We start from the raw sequence: 21,058 nt of genomic DNA, 5'->3' as shown, positions 1-21,058 counted from the left end.
GTGACGCTGGCGAATTGGCCGTGTGGAGCGATGTTAGTGAAAGGCGCGGGTCACAGGAAAGTCACGGGAGGTTTCGGCCGTACGCTCGCGCCATGAGCGCAGAAGAGACATCACGTTTTGTGCGGCTTCGGGTGGAGCTGGTGCTGGAGGTGCAGGACGAGGGCGAGGTGACCAAGGCCGCGCTGCGCCGCCTCGCCGGGGACACCGGGCTGGCGGAGGCGGAGCGGACGCACGCCGAGTCCGCTGTGACGGAAGACACCGCGGAGGCCCTGGCCTATCTCGTGGACCCGTTCGACCTGGTCGGCGAGGTGCCCGGGGTGGAGCTCCAGCAGGCGTCCTGGTCCAGCGAGCGCGTCGACTACGACCCCGATTCGCCCGAGTGGGACCTGGACGAGGATGATGGGGACGACGACGAGGAAGAGGACGGCATCGGCTGAGCGTCCCGGGGCACCCAGACCCCGGACGGCACCCGCCGTCCGGGGTTTTCGTCGTCCCAGGGAACGTACGGACCGGTGTCCGGCCCCACCCGTGGCGACGGAGCGCGCCGCGGACGTGGGATGCCCCACAGATCCACGGGGCGGGAACGGCACGAACCGGCCGTAGCGTTGATGGTTCTTGACGGGGGACTCTCGGGGTTTTCGCGACTCGGCAACGATGGAGAAGCTTGTGATGACGGACAGTAAGCGGCGCGGGCGCCTGGCGGCCGCTTCCGCTCTGCTCGGCGGTGTGCTGGTGCTCACGGCGTGTTCCGGCGGCGACGCCGACGCCTCCGGCAGCGGTGACGGCGACACCTCGCAGGCCAAGGTCGACGAGGCGGCGGCCAAGAAGTCCTCCGAGGCGCAGATCACGATCACGCCGAAGGACGGCTCCGCCAACGCGTCGATCAACAACTCCGCCGCCGTCACGGTGAGCAAGGGCACGCTCACCGGTGTCACCATGACCACCCAGGACGGCAAGCCCGTCGCCGGGCAGCTGTCCGCCGACAGCAAGAGCTGGAAGCCCAGCACCCCGCTGGAGCGCTCCACCACCTACAAGCTCGCCGCGGAGGCCAAGGACTCCGAGGGCCGCATAGCCCACGAGAACGCCTCCTTCACCACGGTCTCCCCGGCCAACAGCTTCATCGGCACCTTCACCCCGGACAACGGCTCCACGGTCGGTGTCGGCATGCCCGTGTCGATCAACTTCGACAAGGCGATCAGCAACAAGGCGGCCGTGCAGAAGGGCATCACGGTCAGCTCCAGCAGCGGCCAGGAGGTCGCCTGCCACTGGTTCAGCGCCAACCGCATGGACTGCCGTCCCCAGGACTACTGGAAGGAAGGCTCCACCGTCACCCTGAAGCTGGCGCTCGACGGCGTCCAGGGCGCGAGCGGTGTCTACGGCGTCCAGCAGAAGACGGTCACCTTCCACATCGGCCGCAACCAGGTCTCCTACGTCGACGCGCGGACCAAGCAGATGAAGGTCACGCAGGACGGCAAGGTCGTCAAGACCATCCCGATCTCCGCCGGCTCCCCCGACAACAAGACGTACGAGGGGCGGATGGTGGTCTCCGAGAAGTTCAAGCAGACCCGCATGAACGGCGCCACGGTCGGCTTCACCGACGACGACGGCAAGGGCGAGTACGACATCAAGGACGTGCCGCACGCCATGCGCCTGACCACCTCGGGCACCTTCATCCACGGCAACTACTGGGGCGCGCCGTCGGTGTTCGGCAGCGCGAACACCAGCCACGGCTGTGTCGGCCTGCGGGACGCGAAGGGCGCGAACGACCCGAGCACCCCGGCGGCCTGGTTCTACAACAACACGCTGATCGGTGACGTTGTGGTCGTCCAGCACACCGGCGACAAGACGGTCTCGCCGGACAACGGCCTCAACGGCTGGAACATGGACTGGGCGCAGTGGAAGGCCGGTTCGGCCGTCTGACGCTCCGTCACCACCACGCGCGATGCCGCTCCTCCGGGGGCGGCATCGCGCGTTGTCGGCCCATAACACCCGCTGGATCCACGGGACTTCGCGATTCTGTAACGGTGTCCCGGACGACGCGTAACAGTTTCCTGTCGTGCTTTCTCATCGTTCTCTCATCCCTTGAGCGTCTGATCGCCCCCCGGAATACTTCGTGGCCCGGGAGGCCGACGCGCACCTGTGCGAGTCCGCCCCCGGCCGGGTGAACGGGGAATTCGCCCGGTACCTCATCTCCAGGGGGAGAACTTGCGCGCACAAGTGAAAAGAGCTGCTGCGGCCACCGTGGCAACGGCCGCAGCGGTCGCCCTCGCAGCGGGTATGACCAGCCCCGCGTCGGCGAAGCCCGCCCGCACCCCTGCGGGCGCCTCCGCACTCACCGCCAAGCACCACGTCACCCTGATCACCGGTGACCGCGTCGCCCTCGACGCCAAGGGCCGGGTCGTCGGCCTGGAGCGGGCCAAGGGCCGCGAGCACGTACCCTTCCACATCCGCGAGGCCGCCGGACACACCCTGGTGGTCCCCGCGGACGCGGCCCGCCTGGTGGCCTCCGGCACGCTGGACCAGCGCCTGTTCGACGTCACCGAGCTGGCCAAGGCCGCCACCCGCAAGGCCCGGAAGAACGGGCTGAAGGTCATCGTCGGCTACCGAGGCAGCGCGGGCGCCGCCAAGGCCCAGGTCCGCGACGCGGGCACCCTGCGCCGCAGCCTGACCGCGCTCAACGCGGACGCCGTGCAGACCCCGGCCGAGGACACCGCCGGGCTGTGGCACGCCGTCACCGACGGCGGCAGGACCGCCTCCGGCATCGCGCACGTCTGGCTCGACGGCGTCCGCGAGGCCAGCCTCGACAAGTCCGTGCCGCAGATCGGCGCCCCCACCGCGTGGAAGGCCGGTTACACCGGCAAGGGCGTCAAGGTCGCGGTCCTGGACACCGGCGTGGACACCCGGCACGTGGACCTGAAGGACCAGGTGATCGCCTCCCGGAACTTCAGCACCGCCGCCGACGCCACCGACCACTTCGGCCACGGCACGCACGTCGCCTCCATCGTGGCGGGCACCGGCGCCAAGTCGGGCGGCAAGTACAAGGGTGTGGCCCCGGACGCCAAGCTCCTCAACGGCAAGGTCCTGGACGACAGCGGCTTCGGCGACGACTCCGGCATCCTCGCCGGCATGGAGTGGGCGGCCGGCCAGGGCGCCGACGTCATCAACCTCAGCCTCGGCGGCTACGACGCCCCCGGCATCGACCCGCTCGAGGCCGAGGTCGACAAGCTCTCCGCCGAGAAGGGCGTCCTGTTCGCGATCGCCGCGGGCAACGACGGCCCCCAGTCGGTCGGTTCGCCGGGCAGCGCGGACGCCGCGCTCACCGTCGGCGCCGTCGACGACAAGGACAGGCTGGCGGACTTCTCCTCCACCGGCCCGCGCGTCGGCGACGGAGCCGTCAAGCCGGACGTCACCGCGCCGGGCGTCGACATCACCGCCGCCGCGGCCGGTGACAGCGTCATCGGCAAGGAGGTCGGCGAGAAGCCCGCGGGCTATCTCACGATCTCCGGCACGTCGATGGCCACCCCGCACGTCGCGGGCGCCGCGGCCATCCTGAAGCAGCGGCACCCCGACTGGGGCTACGCCGAGCTGAAGGGCGCCCTGACCGGCTCCACCAAGGGCGGCAAGTACACCGCCTTCGAGCAGGGCACCGGCCGTATCCAGGTCGACAAGGCCATCGGCCAGTCGGTCGTCGCCGACCCGGTCTCGCTGAACTTCGGGGTGCAGCAGTGGCCGCACGCCGACGACAAGCCGGTCACCAGGAAACTGACGTACCGCAACCTCGGCGACAAGGACGTCACGCTCACCCTGGCGAGCACCGCCCTCGACCCCAAGGGCGCGGCGGCCCCGGCCGGCTTCGTCAAGCTGGGCGCGAACCAGGTCACCGTCCCGGCGCACGGCACGGCCGCGGTCGACCTCACCGTGGACACCAGGCTCGGCGGCACCGTCGACGGCGCCTACTCCGCGTACGTCACGGCGACGGGCGACGGCCAGAGCGTCCGCACGGCCGCCGCGGTACAGCGCGAGGTGGAGTCCTACGACGTCACGCTGAAGTTCATCGGCCGTGACGGCAAGCCGGCCCCGTACTACGAAGCCGGCCTCACCGGCGTGACCGGCCTGGCGGCCGGCACCTCGATGAGCCCGTACGACAAGTCCGGCACGGTGAAGGCGCGTGCGCCCAAGGGCACGTACATCCTCGACACCGCCGTCTACCGCGACCCGAAGAACTCCGCCAAGGGCACCGACTGGCTGGTGCAGCCGAAGCTGACCGTCGACAAGAAGCAGACGATCACCATCGACGCGCGCAAGGCCAAGCCGGTGGACATCACTGTTCCCGGCTCGGGCCTGAAGCCCGTGTACGCTGCGCCGCGCTTCGGCATCACGGTCGGCGACACCGAGTACCTGTACTCGATGGCCCTGGACTCGTACAAGAACTTCCGCACCGCCCACCTGGGCCCGCGGCCGCCCGCCGACACGCTGACCCAGGGGTGGAGCGCCCACTGGACCAAGGGCGCGACCGAGGAGTACGACGTCACCTCCGGCGGCCCGGTCAAGCAGCTCGCCACCGGCTACACCCGGCACTACAAGGCCGGTGAGCTCGCCACGGTGAAGGTCCGGATGGGCGCGGCGGCCCGCGGCAAGACGGGCACCGTCGACGCCATCGGCTGGCTGCCCGGCAGCTCTGGCGCCTCCGTCGTCAGCATCCCGCAGAAGCTGCCCGGCACCCGCACCCTGCACCTGTCCGCCACCGGCGGTGTGCGCTGGGACCTGGAGTTCGGCCAGATCGGCGGGGCCGACTACGACGCCGGCTACTCGCTCGGCGAGTCCACCTTCAAGGGCGGCAAGACCTACACCAAGACGGTCAACACCGCCGTCTTCGGCCCGCACCTGAGCAAGGACATGGGTCTCTTCCGGCAGGACAACGAGATCTTCGGCGCGCTGCCGCTGTTCGCCGACTCCGCGGGGCACGCCGGGTACTCGAGCGTCGACTCGGCGAGCACCACCCTGTACCGCAACGGCACCAAGGTCGGCACCAACGACGACCCGCTGTTCGGCGGCGAGACCTTCACGGTCCCGGCCGGTGACGCGGCGTACCGCCTGACCACCTCGGTCAGGCGGAAGGCGACGGTGTCCGAGGTCTCCACCCGGATCGACGCGGCCTGGACCTTCCGCTCCAAGAAGCCGTCCGGCGACATGGCCCAGCTGCCCGCCTCCATCCTGCGCTTCGGTGCCACCACCGGCCTGGACAGCCGGGTCGCGGCGGGCAGGAAGGCCACCTTCCCGGTCACCGTGGAGGGCGCCGCCGCCGGCCGCAACCTGAAGTCCCTCGCCGTCTACGTCTCCTACGACGGCAGGAACTTCAAGAAGACCGACGTCAGGAACGGCAGGATCACCGTCAAGAACCCGGCCAGGAACAAGGCCGTGTCGTTCCGCGCCAAGATCACCGACAAGAAGGGCAACACGTCGGAGATCACGATCTACAACGCGTACTTCGGCAAGTGACCCCCCGCTAGCCGACCGTCCGCACCGAGCGGCCCGCAGCAGGCATACGCCCGCTGCGGGCCGCTCGACCGTTCCCGGCTAGGCCGGCCGAGCCGCCCGGGTCGCGTCCGTGCCCCAGCTGGCCAGCAGGCGCAGGGACTCGGCGGTGGGGGAGCCCGGCTCGGCGTGATAGGTGACCAGGGACTGCTCCGAGCCGTCCGTCAGGCGGAAGCTCTCGAAGTTCAGCGCGAGGTCGCCCACCAAGGGGTGGTGCAGGTGCTTGACGCCATGGCTCTTCTCCCTGACGTCGTGCGTGGCCCACAGCCGGCGGAACTCCTCGCTCTTCACCGACAGCTCGCCCACCAGCGCCGACAGCTTCGGATCGTCCGGATGGCAGCCCGCGTCCATGCGCAGGGCGCACACGATGTCGATCGCCTTCTGCTCCCAGTCGACGAACAGCTCCCGGTACTCGGGGCGCAGGAACACCAGCCGGGCCCAGTTCCGCTCGGCCGGCGGCACCTCGCCCCAGTCGCCGAAGAGGGCCGCCGCCATCCGGTTCCAGGCGAGGATCTCCGAGCGCCGGCCCACGACGTACGCCGGCACGGACTCCATGGTCTGCAGCAGCTGCCGCAGCGCCGGGCGCACCTGCTGCTGGCGTGCCCCCTGCTTCTTCTTCAGCGCCTTCGGCTTGGCCAGATGCGTCAGATGGGCGTGCTCGGCGTCCGTCAGCCTGAGGGCCCGCGCGATCGCGTCCAGCACCTCCGCCGACACGTTCCGTCCGTTGCCCTGTTCGAGCCGGGTGTAGTACGCCACCGACACCCCGGCCAGCTGCGCCAGCTCCTCCCGGCGCAGCCCCGGCACCCGGCGGTGCCGTCCGAAGCCGGACAGTCCCACGTCCTCCGGCTTCAGCCGGGCCCGCCGGCTGCGCAGGAACTCGCTTAGCTCCGCCCGCCGGTCCAGGGCCCGGCCGGTGGTGGCTGTGGTCTCCGGCTGCCCGTCCCTGCTGTCCATGCGTCCAGTATTCCTGGTCGTATGCCCGCGAGCCTGACCTCGCTGGTGGTAGGCACAGTGGTCGTACGCAAAGGCGTGGTCTGGGTACGCCGCCGGGTATGCGGCAGGCTGGACGCCGTGCCCGGCACCAGGAGCCGAGCACGCGAACGACCACTAGGGAGAACCCCCCGCATGACCACTGTTGCCGCATATGCCGCGCCCGCCGCGAAGGCCCCGCTGGAGCGCACGACCATCGAGCGACGCGCGGTCGGCGAGGCCGATGTCCTGATCGACATCAAGTTCGCCGGTATCTGCCACTCCGACATCCACCAGGCCCGGGAGGGCTGGGGTGAGGCGATCTTCCCGATGGTCCCCGGCCACGAGATAGCCGGCGTCGTGGCGGAGGTCGGCCCCGGTGTGACGAAGTTCAAGGTCGGCGACCGGGTGGGCGTCGGCTGCCTGGTCGACTCCTGCCGTGAGTGCGAGAACTGCCGGGCCGGGCAGGAGCAGTACTGCGTGAACGGCGGCTTCGGCGCCACGTACAACGCCATCGGCCGCGACGGCACGCCCAACTACGGCGGCTACTCGCAGAAGATCGTCGTCGACGAGAACTACGTCGTCCGCATCCCCGACGGGCTGTCCCTGGACGTGGCCGCGCCGCTGCTGTGCGCCGGCATCACCACGTACTCCCCGCTGAAGCGCTGGAACGCCGGTCCCGGCAAGAAGGTCGCGATCCTCGGCATGGGCGGCCTCGGCCACATGGGCGTGAAGATCGCGCACGCGCTCGGCGCCGAGGTGACCGTGCTGTCGCAGTCCCTGCGCAAGAAGGAGGACGGCCTCAAGCTGGGCGCCGACCACTACTACGCCACCAGCGACCCGAAGACCTTCGAGGAGCTGCGGGGCACGTTCGACCTGATCGTGTCCACGGTGTCGGCCCCGCTGGACTTCAACGCCTACCTGGCGCTGCTGAAGCCGGAGGGCGCGCTGGTGAACGTGGGCGCCCCCGAGGAGCCGATCTCGCTCAACCTCTTCTCGGTGATCGGCGGCGGCAAGACCCTCGCGGGCTCCATGATCGGCGGCATCCGCGAGACGCAGGAGATGCTGGACTTCTGCGCGGAGCACGGCCTCGGCGCGGAGATCGAGCTGATCGCCGCGTCCGAGATCAACGAGGCGTACGAGCGGGTGCTGGCCAGTGACGTGCGCTACCGGTTCGTGATCGACACCGCCACGATCTGACCTGCGGTCCGCCGGGCCGTAGTCCGTGCGGGGCTATGGTCCGGCGGTGGACCGTCTGTCTGCGCGGCGGATCGTCTGCCTGGTGCGGGGGTCTGCCGGCCGCGGGTCCGTTGTGGCTGGTCGCGCGGTTCCCCGCGCCCCTTTCGGGGCGCTTGCCTACCGCAGGCCGAAGCTCTCGCCGGTGCCGTACGCCCGTACCGTCACGCCCCCGTCCGGGGCGGGACGCGCCACGTGGACTCGGCCGGCGCCGGACACCCGGGCCTCGTCGTCAGCCACCGTGAGCAGCGTGTTCTCGTCGACGGCGACGCCGTACGGGGCCTGTCGCCGCCCGACCGCCGTGATCAGCCGGGCCAGCGTCCCCCACTGGGCGGCGTGTACGTCCACCGCGAACGGCACCAGTCCGAGCCCCGCCCGGACCTCGACCTCCGCCAGATCCTCGCCGGTCTCCTCCGGGCACACCGGGACGCCGTCCACCAGCCACCCGCCGACCACCGCCCGCCGCGCGGCCACGGCGGCACCGGCCGAGAAGCCCGCGTACGGCAGCCCGCGCTCGGCGAGCAGGTCCGGCAGCCGCTCCAGGCACTCCGCGAGCGCCTCCTGGTACGCGGGCGTGAGCCCCCCGCACACCAGCAGTCCGTCGATCCCGTCCAGCGCGGTCTCCGGCACGAACCGGCCGCCGAGCGGCACCAGCAGCGGGACCGGCACGCACGCCGGCCCGGCCTTGAGCAACGCCTGCGCGTACCGCTCGAACTGCGCCCGCCCGTCCCCCTCGTCGACGATCAGACACCCGATCCGCCGCGCGCCGCGCACCTGGCGCAGGAACGGTTCGTACACCTCGGCGCGGTCCCAGCCGCCACCGATCAGAAACACCGGACTGCCCATGCCCTCCCCTTCACAAGACGCAAGGGGCGAATGTACGGGCCGGTGGCCGGAGCCGTCGTCCGAATTACCGCCCCCGGCCGCCGTCCGGTGCGCGCCGCATCCGCCGGGAGTCGTCAGCTCCCGGCGCGGGCGATGCCGACCGGGCAGGACACGCCGGTGCCGCCCAGGCCGCAGTAGCCCGCCGGGTTCTTGTCGAGGTACTGCTGGTGGTAGGCCTCGGCCGGGTAGAAGGCGCGGCCCTCGGCCGGGAGGATCTCCGTGGTGATCATGCCGTAGCCGGAGGAGGTCAGGACCTTCTGGTAGGCGTCGCGGGAGGCCTCCGCCGCCGCGGCCTGCTCCGGGGTGTGCGTGTAGACCGCCGAACGGTACTGCGTGCCCACGTCGTTGCCCTGCCGGAAGCCCTGCGTCGGGTCGTGCGACTCCCAGAAGGTCTTCAGCAGGTCGTCGTACGAGATCTGCCGCGGGTCGTAGACCACCCGGACCACCTCCGTGTGACCGGTCAGGCCCGAGCAGACCTCCTCGTACGTCGGGTTCTCCGTGTAACCGCCCTGGTAACCGACCAAGGTCGTGAACACGCCCGCCGGGAGCTGCCAGAACTTGCGCTCGGCGCCCCAGAAGCAGCCCAGGCCGAAGTCGGCGACCTCCAGGCCCTCGGGGTAGGGGCCGAGCAGCGGCGTGCCGAGGACGGTGTGGCGTTCCGGGACCGCGAAGGCGAGCGTGGGGCGGCCCTTGAGCGCCTGCTCGGGGGTGGGCAGCTGGGGTGTGCGGCCGAAGAGCATCGGGTCTCCCTGTCGGTCGGGGCTGGGCGCCGGCCGCCTCGGCGGTTCCGGCACCCCTACAACGCCCCGCGCGCCCCGCGCATTCCGGTCAGACTCCCGCCGCCTCCTCCTCCTCCGCCAGCGCGACCGTCGTGTTCCGGACCCGGCAGTAGTAACCGGCCATGTCGCTGTCGTGGCGCCACGGCAGCGCGTTCACATGCCCGTCGACCAGCCGGAACTGCTCCAGCGCCGCCTCGTTGCGGCCCTGGAGGTGCAGGTAGTACGCCAGCAGGTGACGCAGTTCCGGCAGCCGGGGGTGGGTCGGGTCGGCCGCCGCCGCGTCCGCGAGCGCCGCCTCGACCCGGGCCCGCATCTCGGGCGTGTTGTCGGCCTCGGTGTCGTCCGACTCGTCGTGCTCGAAGTGCGCGATCAGCGGCAGCACGGTCAGCAGGCTGCCCAGGGGTGCGCCGGCCGCCGCCCGCTCGGCGAACTCGCGGGCGAGCCGCTCGGAGCCGCGCCACTTCGCGCACCAGTACTGCAGTGCCGAGAAGTGCGCCTCGTAGTGGTGCGGGGCACGCGAGGTGATCTCCGTCCACAGCTCGTCCATCCGCGCGTTCGGGTAGCCGAGACCCAGCGCCACCCAGATCTCCGCGACGAACGGGGTCGGGTCGTCGGGGTTCAGCGCCGCCGCCCGTGCGACATCCTCCCGGGCGGCGGTGAGCGTGCGGCGGAAGCCCTCGAACTGCTCCTGGGTCGTGTACTGCGCCGCCTTCGCGCCCCGGATCTTCCAGGCCAGCAGCACCGTGCTGCGCGCGCGGACCACGGCCGCGTCCGGGTCGTCGGGCCGGGCCGCCTCCCAGGCCAGCAGCCACGCGTCCTCCTCGGCGGCGCGGTCGGCCAGCACATAGGCGAGCGCCGAGCGGCGGTCCCAGTCCCGGCCCACCGCCGCGAGCAGGTCGGCGGCGGGCTGCCAGTCACCGCCGCGCACGGCGGCCAGCGCGGCCGTCCACTGCTCCGGCAGCGGCGCGGCGAGGTCGGTGTTCTGCCGCTCGGCGGGCAGCAGACCGAGCTTCGCGGCGGCCCTGGCGGCCCGCGCGGCCTCGGCGTCGGCGTCCGTGTCGCCGTCGTCGTCGGGGCTCGGGGAGAAGAGTTCCTTCAGGAACACCCAGAGCAGCCAGAGCAGGAAGATCGCCGTGGGGACGGCCAGGATCCCGAGGATCCAGAAGAGGACGGTCATGCGGGTCGGTCCGTTCGTGTCGGAGGGGCGGCGGATCAGGCGGGGTGAGCGGCCCGGCGGGTCAGACGTTCTGGACCGCCGATGGCAGCAGCGCGCGCAGCCGGCCGGTGTCGGGGTGGTCGGCGACCGCCGCCTGAAGGGCCGCGTCCAGGTCGGCCTCGGGGCCGGCGTCCCCGGTGCCCGTGTCCCCGCCGGGCAGCCGTACCGTCGCCGGGCCGGTCCAGGAGAACTCCCAGCTCAGCAGCGAACAGGCGCTGAACTCGGCCAGCACCATCGTGCGCAGCGAGCGGAGCAGCACCGGCCGTACGAACTCGCGGAACGCCCGCCCCTTCGCGGCCGCCGCCACCTCCGACAGCGGCAGCCGCTCCGCCAGCCGCCACAGCCGGCCGTCGTCGATGACGTCCAGCAGCGCGGACAGGCTGGCCGGCCGCCCGGTGTACGCGGTCAGCGCCCGGTGCAGCGGGGTCTGCGTGGCGGACAGGCCCGCGGCCATCGAGGCGTTCAGCAGCTCCTCCCAGCCGGCGGCGCGCGGGCAGGCGAGCAGCTCGTCCAGGAGGACGGCGTCCTCCAGCGCGCCCAGGGTGCGCTCCGGGTCGGTCAGCAGCGTCAGCGCCGCGCCCCGGGCCTCGTCGGCGCGGCCGTCGGCGGGCAGCGCCTCGATCCGCCGTACCCGGTCGGCGATCGGCGGGTGGGAGTCGTACGGTCCCACCGGCATCTCCGGCAGCTCCGCGCGCGGCTTCGCCGGCTCCGGCTCCCGGGCGGCCAGCAGCCGGCCGAAGCCGCCGAAGAACTCGCCGCGCGGCGGCAGCAGCCGGGCCCGCAGGCCCAGCGTGGCGTAGGAGTCCAGGTAGAAGTCGTGGGAGGCGGACAGGGCCGGGATCTCGCGCAGCGCCGACGCGGTCGCGTCCCGGCCGGCGATCCGGGCGGCGGTCAGGTCGGCGGCGTACTCCTGGCCGCGCGCGGTGGACAGGGAGGCGCGCAGGTAGAGCTTGCCGTAGGCGGTGTAGATCCGCGCCATCGTGCGGTACGTCGCCCCGACACCGGTGGTGTCGATCTCCTTGGCCTTCCGGCCCTTGGCGACCCGCTTGGCGGACGCCCGCTCCTGCCGGGCCCGGTCGGCGGCCACCTTGCCGTCCGCCTTGGCGCGGAACTGCCCGATGACCCGGCCGATCTGCACGCGCCCGCGCACGACCAGCGCGGACAGCCGGGTGTCGCCGCCGGTGAAGTGACCGTACTCGTGGGCGAGTACGGAGCGCAGCTGCGCCTCGGTCAGACCGATCAGCAGCGGCACGCCGAGCGTGAGGCGGCGCGGGCCGGGCAGCAGGCCGAGCAGTCGCGGTTCCTCGCTGACGGAGGCGTTGACCTCGCCGGTGAGCAGGATGCGGTCGGGGGCGCGGGTGCCGGCCGCCGTGGCCAGCTCGCGGACCAGCGCCCACAGCCGGGGTTCGTCGGCGTCGGTGACCGGGAGGCCGGGCGGGTCCTCGCCCTTCGGGGTGCGCAGCATCAGCATGCCGCGGACGACGGGGATGGCCAGTAGCACCGTGACGAAGCCGACCTTCGCCGTGAGCGGGCCGTGTCCCCAGCCGAACACGAGGACATCGACGCCGGCCAGCGCGGCGAGCAGGACGAGGCTCAGCAGATAGAAGCCGAGCAGCAGAACGAGAGCGCGCAGTGCGCGCAGCGTTGCGCCCATCGGGCAGATCCCCCCACAGGACCCCGGAAAAGGGACAGGACGAAGCGACGGAAAAGGACAGGAAGGATGCACCGGGCCGATGGGCGGTCGGTGCGTACTGGTGCGTACTGGTGCGTGGTGGTGCGCGTGGTGCGAGTTGTGGTGATGGTGGTGCGCTTGATGCTGGTGGTGCGGTGTGGGGGGAAGCGGAGTATGCCCTACCGCAGGTCAGGAGGGCAATGTGAGGAGCGCGTAAAGGCGGACGGGTGGCCCTTCCCCCCCGGGCGGACCCGGTGCTCCCCCCCGCTCGGGCAGCCCCCCCGTGCCCTCTCAGCCGGGCAGGCCCGCCGGGCTGCCGCCGTTGGACTCGTAGCCGGCGACCGCCAGTGCGCGGTGGAGGGCGAACGCGGCGGCCGGGTCCTCGGACAGGGTCCACGGCAGCGCGCCCACATGCCCGTCGACGTGTATGAGCTGGTCCATGGCCTCCGCCCAGCGCTCGGCGCGGACCAGGAAGAAGACCAGCAGATGCCGGACGTGGGGAAGGGTCGGGTCGTCGGGGTCGGCCGAGCGCACCGCGTGCAGCGCGCCGTGGATCGCCTTGGCGACGACCTCGCTCTGGTAGAAGCTCGCGACCAGGTTCACCTCCGGGAGGTGCTCGAACACCGCGAACAGCGGCAGCGCGGCGAGCAGCGAGCCCTCCGGGGCGCGGGCCGCCGCGCTCTGCGCGAAGGAGTACGCCTGCTCACGGGAGCCGTGCCACTTCTCGCACCAGTAGTGCAGCGCGGCCAGATGCGCGCCCATGTGATAGGGGGCCCGGTCGAGGATCTTGCCCCACAGCTGCTCGAACTCGGCGTGCGGATAGGAAAGCCCGCGCGCGACGGACAGCTCTATGACGTACGGCACCGGGTCTCCGGGGGCCAGCAGGGCGGCCTCCGCACAGGTCTTGCGGGCCTCCTCCATGATGATCCGGAACTCGTCCGTGCCCGGCGTCGCCGTCCGCCAGGCCTGCTGCACCAGGAACTCCGCGTGCACGGCGGCACCACCCGCGTCCTTGGGCTTCTCCGCACGCCACACCCGCAGCCACTGGCCGCCCGGCGTCTCGTGCACCCCGCCGGGCCGCTGCCGCAGCTCCAGCGCGGCGGCGCCGGCGAACGCCTGCACCCGCTGCCAGCGCGGCTCGCCCTCGGCCTCGGTGCCGGCCAGCAACTGGGCGGCGGCCCGGTAGTCCTGCGTGCGCTGCACCAGTTCCAGCGTCTGCAGCAGGTCCTGGTCCGGGCCGGGCAGGCGCACGTCCAGTTCTTCCTCGCGCAGGAAGCCGTAGGCCGCCGGGTCGGCGGCGTCCGGGTGTCCCGCCGGAACCCGCTGGATCCCGCCGCGCCCGCGCCGCAGAACGGGGAGCAGGACGAGGCCCAGCACGAGCAGCGCCATCAGCAGCCAGAGAATCGCCATGTCTCAAGCGAACCAGACCCCGCCGACAATTGGCGAACCCCGCCCCGAGCCTGTGGAAAACTCTCGATCGGGGCATGACAGCAACCAGATCAGAGCACGACAGCAAACCCGATCAGGGCATGACAGCAAACCTGGTCACAGCATGACGGGAACATTGCAGAACCTGGCGAACACCTCTCGCCGGGCGTCGGGAACCGGCCGGGCGCATTACGCTCGATGCACATGAGCGACAGGCACATCAGCGACCACTTCGAGACACTCGCAATCCACGCGGGCAACACCGCGGACCCCCTCACCGGCGCGGTCGTCCCGCCGATCTACCAGGTGTCGACCTACAAGCAGGACGGCGTCGGCGGCCTGCGCGGCGGCTACGAGTACAGCCGCAGCGCCAACCCCACCCGGACCGCGCTGGAGGAGAACCTCGCCGCGCTGGACGGCGGTCGCCGCGGCCTCGCCTTCGCGTCCGGCCTGGCGGCCGAGGACACGCTGCTGCGTACGCTCCTCGGCCCCGGTGACCACGTGGTGATCCCGGACGACGCCTACGGCGGCACCTTCCGGCTCTTCGCCAAGGTGGCCACCCGCTGGGGTGTGGAGTGGTCCGTCGCCGACACCTCCGACCCGGCCGCCGTACGGGCCGCGATCACGCCGAAGACGAAGGCCGTCTGGGTGGAGACCCCCTCCAACCCGCTGCTCGGCATCACCGACATCGCCGCCGTCGCCCAGGTCGCCCACGACGCGGGCGTGAAGCTCGTCGTCGACAACACCTTCGCCACCCCCTACCTCCAGCAGCCGCTGGCGCTGGGCGCGGACGTCGTCGTGTACTCGCTCACGAAGTACATGGGCGGTCACTCGGACGTGGTCGGCGGTGCGCTGGTCGTCGCCGACCAGGCGCTGGGCGAGGAGCTGGCCTACCACCAGAACGCGATGGGCGCCGTGGCCGGCCCCTTCGACTCCTGGCTGGTGCTGCGCGGCACCAAGACCCTCGCGGTGCGCATGGACCGGCACGGCGAGAACGCCACGAAGGTCGCCGACATGCTGACCCGGCACCCGCGCGTGACGCAGGTGTACTACCCGGGCCTGCCCGACCACCCCGGCCACGAAGTCGCCGCCAAGCAGATGCGGTCGTTCGGCGGCATGGTGTCGTTCCGCGTCGCGGGCGGCGAGGAGGCCGCGCTGGAGGTGTGCGCCCGTACGAAGGTGTTCACCCTCGGCGAGTCCCTCGGCGGTGTCGAGTCCCTGATCGAGCACCCCGGCCGGATGACGCACGCCTCCGTGGCCGGCTCCCAGCTGGAGGTCCCCGCCGACCTGGTGCGCCTGTCCGTCGGCATCGAGAACGTCGACGACCTGCTGGAGGACCTCAAGCAGGCCCTCGGCTGACGGCCGGGGTCACCGCCCGGTGACCGGTGGAGTCGTCCGCGAGGGCGACTCCGCTCAGGGGCGGGCGTGCGCCGCCCACACGGTGAACGCGAGGACCGCCGCGCACGCCAGCAGCCACAGCGCCCGGCGCGCGAGCCGACGGCGCCGCAGCAGACGGTCCCCGCGGAGCACCGCGTCCGCGTACAGCTCGGGCGGCACCGGCGCCACGGCCCGCTCCATGGCCGCGCGCACGGCGGCCTCCCGCTCCCCGCGCTTCACCGGAGCCTCCGGCGCCGACCGGTCGGGGACCACGGGGACACCGCATCGTCCGCAGGTCCAGGTCCAGGTGCCGTCACGGCGCTGTCCCCGGGTGCTCCCGCGGTCAGGCACGCGCGCGCGGGGCCGCAATGAGCTCGCTCCCGTTCCGCCGCGCGGTGCACGCGCCACGCGACAGCGCATTCCCCCACCGGTCCGAGGACGGCCCCCCACGCGCGCCGGCTCCCCGCGGCCCGGCCGGGCAGGCGGCCGTGTCCGGGCGGGCGGTGGCGCTGCCCGGGCAGGCGCTCGCGGTGGCCGGTTCCGGCGGCGCGGGTCATCGCGCCGGTCCTGACGGAGCCGCCTCCGTCGCCGCCCGGCCCGCCGGAGCCGGCCGGGGCGGGTGCAGCACAGTCGCCGTCGCGCGGTCGCAGATGGTGTGGACGCGTTCCACGGGCAGGCCGAGCAGCGCCGCCGTCTGTTCCTCGGCCACGCCCTCGTAGATCCGCAGGACCAGCACCAGCCGCTCCTGGGGGCTGAGCCCGGCGAGCGGCCCGCGCGGACCGCTCCGGGCGTGGCCGAAGGCGCCGTGGCGGTGCCAGGTGGTGTGCGCGAAGCGGGTGGCGAGGTACTGGCGGGCACAGTCGTACGGGTCCTCGCCGCGCAGCCGGTCCCAGCGGGCGTAGGTGTGGGCCAGGGCGAGCGTCAGCAGGCGCCGCGCGCGCGGGTTGGCGTCCGGTGCCTCCGCGGTGAGCAGCGTGGCCGCGTGCAGCAGGCGTCCCGCCGCGCCCGCCACGAACGCCTCGAACTCCCGGACGCGGCGCTCACCGCGGACCGGCTGCCGATCACCCACCGAGCCTCCCCCTGACGGGGCCCGTACGGACCCGGTCTCATATCAGGCCAGGGGCGGCCCGGGGTCAAGACGTCGGACCCCTCCGGCGGGCGTGGCTCAGCCGACCGCAGGCTGCTCCGCCGCCGGAACGCCCTGCACCGTCATCCGCGCGGAGAGCGCGTGATTGAAGCGGGTCAGGAGCGTGCAGAACTGCTCGCGCTCCTCCGGCGCCCAGTCGTGTGTCAGCTCGGCCATGAGCTGACGCCGGGACGAGCGCACCTCCTCCAGCCGGGCGGCGCCGCGCGGCGACAGCTGGAGCACCACCGCCCGCCCGTCCTCCGGGTGGGAGGTGCGCTTGACCAGGCCGGTGTCGACCAGGGGCGCCACCTGCCGGGTGACCGTGGAGGAGTCGATGCCCATGCTCGCCGCGAGCGCCTTGACCCCCATCGGGCCTTCCTTGTCGAGGCGGTTGAGCAGCAGATACGCGGCACGGTCCATGGAGTTGCGCACCTGGCCCACGCCGCCGAGCCGCGTCTGCTCGGCACGGCGGGCGAACAGCGCCACCTCGTGCTGAAGGGTGTCGAGAAGACCGGTGTCACCGACGGTCGTCATGTCCATCGACATTTCTGGTGTTGTGGGCATGGCCGGAGGCTCACTTCATGAGGGCTGCTGGGTTGGGGGACAGGGTACGCGGCCCGGAGCCGGGCCGTACCGGCGCTGGGCGAACCGGTCTCGCGGCTTGGTCACATCCGCCGTGCGCAAACGTGAACTGCGATGCTGGTGATATGAGCTACCGCACGGCCGAATCCTTGCGTTCCGTCACCCTCGACGATGTGCGCGGTGCCCGGAAGATGCTGTCGGGCGTGGCCCGGGTGACCGCGCTGGAGGGCAGCCGGTACCTGTCCCGGCTGGTCGGCGCGCCGGTGCACCTCAAGTGCGAGAACCTCCAGCGGACCGGCTCGTTCAAGCTGCGCGGCGCCTATGTGCGGATCGCCGGGCTGCTGCCGGAGGAGCGGGCCGCCGGGGTGGTGGCCGCGAGCGCCGGCAACCACGCGCAGGGCGTGGCGCTGGCCTCCTCGCTGCTGGGCGTGCACGCCACGGTGTTCATGCCGCAGGGCGCGCCGCTGCCGAAGGTGAGCGCGACCCGGGACTACGGCGCCGAGGTGCGCCTGCACGGCCAGGTGGTCGACGAGACGCTGGCCGCCGCCGAGGAGTACGCGGCCCGGACCGGCGCGGTGTTCATCCACCCCTTCGACCACCCCGACGTGATCGCCGGTCAGGGCACCGTCGGCCTGGAGATCCTGGAGCAGTGCCCCGAGGCGCGGACGATCGTCGTCGGCATGGGCGGCGGCGGGCTGGCGGCCGGGATCGCGGTGGCGGTCAAGGCGCTGCGGCCGGACGTCCGGATCGTCGGTGTGCAGGCGGAGGGTGCCGCCTGCTACCCGCCCTCGCTGGCCGCCGGGCGCCCGGTGTCGCTGCGCAACCCGGCGACGATGGCCGACGGCATCAGGGTGGGGCGGCCCGGCGTGGTGCCGTTCGGGATCGTCGACGAGCTGGTGGACGAGGTGCGCACCGTCAGCGAGGACGAGTTGTCGGCGGCGCTGCTGCTCTGCCTGGAGCGGGCCAAGCTGGTCGTGGAGCCGGCCGGGGCGAGCCCGGTCGCCGCGCTGCTGGCCGCGCCGGAGACCTTCGACGGGCCGGTCGTGGCGGTGCTCTCCGGCGGCAACGTCGATCCGGTGCTGATGCAGCGCGTGCTGCGGCACGGCATGGCCGCGCAGGGCCGGTACCTGGCCGTACGGCTGCGGCTGACGGACCGGCCGGGCGCGCTCGCCACGCTCCTCGGGGTGCTGTCGGCGGCCGACGCCAACGTCCTCGACGTGAGCCACGTCCGCACCGACCCGCGCCTCGGGCTCACCGAGGCGGAGGTGGAGCTTCACCTGGAGACCAAGGGCCCGGCGCACTGCGCGGAGCTCGGCCGGGCCCTGCGGGACGCCGGCTACACCGTCATCGCCTGACCTCCGACGGCCAACCACCCTTTCGGGTGAGGCCTCTTGAGAGACGCGATACATCGCGTTACGGTATCTCGTGTGGCCGCCGGGCCTGCTGTCGGCACCCGTGCGAGAGGTTGCTCGCGACGGGTGGGAAAAAAGGGGGCGCGGCCGGGCGAACACGCCTAGCTTTTGCGAAGAGTCCGTCCCGAAAAATCCCCGACGAGGTGGAGACAGACATGCCAGGGGCCATCTATGCCGAAGGCCTGGTGAAGACCTTCGGCGACGTAAGGGCGCTGGACGGCGTCGACCTGGACGTGCCCGAGGGCACGGTCCTCGGCCTGCTCGGGCCGAACGGCGCCGGCAAGACGACGACGGTCCGCTGCCTGACGACGCTGCTGCGCCCCGACAGCGGCAAGGCGGTCGTCGCGGGCGTGGACGTGCTGCGCCACCCCGACGCCGTGCGCCGCTCAATCGGCCTGTCCGGTCAGTTCGCGGCGGTGGACGAGTATCTGACCGGCCGGGAGAACCTGCAGATGGTCGGCCGGCTGTACCAGATGAGGGCGAAGGCGGCCAAGGCCCGCGCGGCGGAGCTGCTGGAGCAGTTCCACCTCACGGACGCCGCCGACCGCCCCGCCAAGACCTACTCCGGAGGCATGCGCCGCCGGCTGGACCTCGCCGCCGCCCTCGTGGTCTCGCCGCCGGTGATGTTCATGGACGAACCGACGACGGGCCTCGACCCGCGCAACCGCCAGCAGCTGTGGGAGGTCATCAAGCAGCTCGTCTCGGGGGGCACGACACTGCTGCTCACCACGCAGTATCTGGAGGAGGCCGACCACCTGGCCCATGACATCGCGGTCGTCGACCACGGCCGGGTCATCGCCCAGGGCACCTCCGACCAGCTCAAGGCCCGCACCGGCGGCGAGCGCGTCGAGGTCGTGGTGCAGGACCGGCAGCGCATGGCGGCCGCGGTGGAGGTGCTGCGCGGCTTCGGCAAGGGCGAGACCACGGTCGAGGAGCACACCCGCCGGCTCACGGTGCCCGTCACCGGCGGCGCCAAGCTGCTCGCCGAGATCATCCGCGAGCTGGACACCCGCGGGATCGGGATAGACGACATCGGGCTGCGCCGTCCCACCCTTGACGACGTCTTCCTCTCGCTGACCGGACACGCGGCCGAGAGCACCGACCAGGACCAGTCCGACGCACCACACCAGCAGAAGGAACGGAACGGCAAGGAGGCCGTGAAATGAGCGCCGTCACCGAGGCCGCGCCCGCCGCCGCACCCGGCAACGCCGTCGGCCGGTCCGTGCGGGACTCGCTGATCGTTGCCCAGCGCAACTTGATTCGCATGTCCAGGATCCCCGAAATGTTAATTTTCGGGCTGATCCAGCCGATCATGTTCGTGGTGCTGTTCACCTATGTCTTCGGCGGCTCCATGAAGATCGGCGCCAGCACCAGCGCGCTCGACTACAAGAACTTCCTGATGGCCGGCATCTTCGCGCAGACCGTCACCTTCGCCACCGCGGGCGCCGGTGCCGGCATAGCTGACGATATGCACAAGGGGCTCATCGACCGCTTCCGCTCCCTGCCCATGGCGCGCGGCGCGGTGCTGACCGGCCGCACCCTCGCCGACCTGGTGCAGACGGCGCTCACCGTGCTGGTCCTCGCGATCGTCGCCCTGCTGGTCGGCTGGCGGACCGGCTCCGACGGCGACACGAACCCCGCCCGCGTCCTCGCCGCGTTCGGGCTGCTGCTCCTGCTCGGCTACGCGTTCACCTGGATCGGCGCGCTGATCGGCCTGAGCGTGCGCACCCCGGAGGCGGCCACCTCCGGCGGGCTCGTCTGGCTCTTCCCCGTCACCTTCCTCTCCAACGCGTTCGTGGACACCGCCAACATGACCCCGTGGCTGCGCCACATAGCCGAGTGGAACCCGTTCAGCGCCACCGTCCAGGCGGCCCGCGTGCTGTTCGCCAACCCCGGGCAGTCCACCTCGGGCGCCTGGCCGATGCAGCACCCGGTGTGGGCCTCGCTGATCTACTCGGTGCTGATCGTCGTCGTCTTCCGCACCCTCGCGGTGCGCAAGTACCGCTCCGCGACCGCCTGACCGCCTGACCGCCGGGCCGCCTGACCATCGGCCCGGCGGCCCGGCGGCGGCCCTGGGTCCGCTCCCCGGGCCCGCACATGACAAAGCCCCCGGTCGCCCCGAAGGGCGCCGGGGGCCCGAAGCGGACCAGGGGCCGGGATCAGCTCGTGTAGGGCTCGGCCTTCAGGATGCGCACGGAGGCCTTCTTGCCGTTGGGCAGCTCGTACTCCGCGTCCTCACCGACCTTGTGGCCGATGACGCCCGAACCCAGCGGGGACTGCGGGGAGTAGGTCTCGATGTCGGCGCTCGCGTACTCGCGGGAGGCGAGCAGGAACGTCAGCGTGTCGTCCTCGTCACCGTCGAAGGCGATCGTGACGACCATGCCCGGGGCGACGGCACCGTTCGAGGCCGGCGGCTCGCCGACCTTGGCGTTCTCGAGGAGCTGGGTCAGCTGGCGTACGCGCAGCTCCTGCTTGCCCTGCTCCTCCTTGGCCGCGTGGTACCCGCCGTTCTCACGCAGGTCGCCCTCCTCACGCGCAGCCGCGATCTTGGCGGCGATCTCCGTGCGCGCAGGACCAGTAAGGTACTCAAGCTCGTCCTTGAGCTTGTTGTACGCCTCCTGGGTCAGCCAGGTGACGTTCTCGCTGGTCTGGGTCACAGGGTGCTCCTCGTCGGTACTGGGAATACAAAGCATCGCCCTACCCAGAAGAATGTTCCCTCATGGATGGGCGAAACCACGAGCCTAACAATTCATGGGCGAAAGGGGGAGGACATAAGCCGTATAAATCTCATCAACGCAGGTCAGGAGCCGCGTATTCCGGAGGGCGCCGGGGAGTGTCCGC

18 protein-coding genes are annotated in these 21,058 nt (G+C 71.9%); 8 read left to right on the top strand and 10 right to left on the bottom strand.

The annotated features are described in order from the left end of the window. Positions 1-92 precede the first annotated feature (92 nt). From IH25_RS0133295 to IH25_RS0133280, 3 genes are all read left to right on the top strand, one after another. Positions 93-437 carry a hypothetical protein gene (locus IH25_RS0133295; RefSeq protein WP_245172963.1) on the top strand — a complete coding sequence of 115 codons (345 nt, stop codon included), beginning with the start codon at positions 93-95 and terminating at the stop codon, positions 435-437. Positions 438-669: 232 nt separating this feature from the next. Then, entirely contained in the window at positions 670-1,920 is a 1,251-nt protein-coding gene (locus IH25_RS0133290; protein WP_030619434.1) for a L,D-transpeptidase, read from the top strand. Between the two features lie 357 nt (positions 1,921-2,277). Continuing rightward, the gene (locus IH25_RS0133280) at positions 2,278-5,499 is read left to right on the top strand and encodes a S8 family peptidase (RefSeq protein ID WP_078844552.1); all 3,222 of its coding nucleotides are present in this window, start codon (positions 2,278-2,280) and stop codon (positions 5,497-5,499) included. A gap of 78 nt (positions 5,500-5,577) precedes the next feature. On the opposite strand, the gene IH25_RS0133275 is transcribed toward IH25_RS0133280, so the two are convergent. Further along, the gene (locus IH25_RS0133275; protein ID WP_030619431.1) at positions 5,578-6,489 is read right to left on the bottom strand and encodes a helix-turn-helix domain-containing protein; all 912 of its coding nucleotides are present in this window, start codon (positions 6,487-6,489) and stop codon (positions 5,578-5,580) included. A gap of 171 nt (positions 6,490-6,660) precedes the next feature. Here IH25_RS0133275 and IH25_RS0133270 point away from each other — a divergent pair, with 171 nt between their 5' ends. Then, positions 6,661-7,704: an NAD(P)-dependent alcohol dehydrogenase gene (locus IH25_RS0133270; RefSeq protein ID WP_030619429.1), complete on the top strand. Its 1,044-nt coding sequence runs from the start codon at positions 6,661-6,663 to the stop codon at positions 7,702-7,704. Positions 7,705-7,860: 156 nt separating this feature from the next. Here the strand turns inward: IH25_RS0133270 and IH25_RS0133265 are convergent, their stop codons facing one another. From IH25_RS0133265 to IH25_RS0133245, 5 genes are all read right to left on the bottom strand, one after another. After that, entirely contained in the window at positions 7,861-8,586 is a 726-nt protein-coding gene (locus IH25_RS0133265) for a Type 1 glutamine amidotransferase-like domain-containing protein (protein WP_030619427.1), read from the bottom strand. Positions 8,587-8,699: 113 nt separating this feature from the next. Beyond that, on the bottom strand, positions 8,700-9,365 hold the full coding sequence (msrA, locus tag IH25_RS0133260) for a peptide-methionine (S)-S-oxide reductase MsrA (protein WP_030619424.1): 666 nt from the start codon (positions 9,363-9,365) through the stop codon (positions 8,700-8,702). 88 nt (positions 9,366-9,453) lie between these two features. Then, the gene (locus IH25_RS0133255; RefSeq protein WP_030619419.1) at positions 9,454-10,581 is read right to left on the bottom strand and encodes a hypothetical protein; all 1,128 of its coding nucleotides are present in this window, start codon (positions 10,579-10,581) and stop codon (positions 9,454-9,456) included. 61 nt (positions 10,582-10,642) lie between these two features. After that, a complete protein-coding gene (locus tag IH25_RS0133250) occupies positions 10,643-12,274 on the bottom strand; it encodes a M48 family metallopeptidase (RefSeq protein WP_030619417.1) in 1,632 nt (543 codons plus the stop codon). A 309-nt stretch (positions 12,275-12,583) separates the two neighbouring features. After that, positions 12,584-13,702 carry a hypothetical protein gene (locus IH25_RS0133245; protein WP_030619416.1) on the bottom strand — a complete coding sequence of 373 codons (1,119 nt, stop codon included), beginning with the start codon at positions 13,700-13,702 and terminating at the stop codon, positions 12,584-12,586. A 222-nt stretch (positions 13,703-13,924) separates the two neighbouring features. Here IH25_RS0133245 and IH25_RS0133240 point away from each other — a divergent pair, with 222 nt between their 5' ends. Beyond that, on the top strand, positions 13,925-15,079 hold the full coding sequence (locus tag IH25_RS0133240) for a cystathionine gamma-synthase (RefSeq protein ID WP_030619414.1): 1,155 nt from the start codon (positions 13,925-13,927) through the stop codon (positions 15,077-15,079). A 54-nt stretch (positions 15,080-15,133) separates the two neighbouring features. Here IH25_RS0133240 and IH25_RS38085 read toward each other — a convergent pair whose 3' ends face one another. From IH25_RS38085 to IH25_RS0133225, 3 genes are all read right to left on the bottom strand, one after another. After that, on the bottom strand, positions 15,134-15,337 hold the full coding sequence (locus IH25_RS38085; protein WP_051754338.1) for a hypothetical protein: 204 nt from the start codon (positions 15,335-15,337) through the stop codon (positions 15,134-15,136). Between the two features lie 313 nt (positions 15,338-15,650). After that, entirely contained in the window at positions 15,651-16,166 is a 516-nt protein-coding gene (locus IH25_RS0133230; protein WP_030619412.1) for a sigma factor-like helix-turn-helix DNA-binding protein, read from the bottom strand. Between the two features lie 96 nt (positions 16,167-16,262). After that, positions 16,263-16,769 (bottom strand): MarR family winged helix-turn-helix transcriptional regulator, encoded by a 507-nt coding sequence (locus IH25_RS0133225; protein WP_030619409.1) that lies wholly within the window; start codon positions 16,767-16,769, stop codon positions 16,263-16,265. A gap of 161 nt (positions 16,770-16,930) precedes the next feature. On the opposite strand from IH25_RS0133225, the gene ilvA reads away from it, so the two are divergent. The 3 genes from ilvA (at position 16,931) to IH25_RS0133210 (ending at position 20,237) form a co-directional block, all read left to right on the top strand. Continuing rightward, a complete protein-coding gene (gene ilvA, locus IH25_RS0133220) occupies positions 16,931-18,160 on the top strand; it encodes a threonine ammonia-lyase (protein WP_030619406.1) in 1,230 nt (409 codons plus the stop codon). 212 nt (positions 18,161-18,372) lie between these two features. Next, positions 18,373-19,383: a daunorubicin resistance protein DrrA family ABC transporter ATP-binding protein gene (locus IH25_RS0133215; protein WP_030619403.1), complete on the top strand. Its 1,011-nt coding sequence runs from the start codon at positions 18,373-18,375 to the stop codon at positions 19,381-19,383. Beyond that, positions 19,380-20,237, top strand: a complete 858-nt coding sequence (locus IH25_RS0133210) for an ABC transporter permease (RefSeq protein ID WP_030619401.1) — start codon at positions 19,380-19,382, stop codon at positions 20,235-20,237. Before IH25_RS0133215 ends, IH25_RS0133210 begins: the two co-directional genes overlap by 4 nt. Before the next feature lie 139 nt (positions 20,238-20,376). On the opposite strand, the gene greA is transcribed toward IH25_RS0133210, so the two are convergent. Continuing rightward, complete coding sequence (gene greA, locus IH25_RS0133205; protein WP_030619398.1) at positions 20,377-20,874, bottom strand: transcription elongation factor GreA; 498 nt, start codon at positions 20,872-20,874, stop codon at positions 20,377-20,379. Positions 20,875-21,058 lie beyond the last annotated feature (184 nt).

The sequence above is a fragment of the Streptomyces achromogenes subsp. achromogenes genome (assembly GCF_000720835.1).
GTDB lineage: Bacteria > Actinomycetota > Actinomycetes > Streptomycetales > Streptomycetaceae > Streptomyces > Streptomyces achromogenes.
The sequence above is the reverse complement of the archived record's forward strand: the minus strand, read 5'-3'. Positions and strand labels throughout refer to the sequence as shown.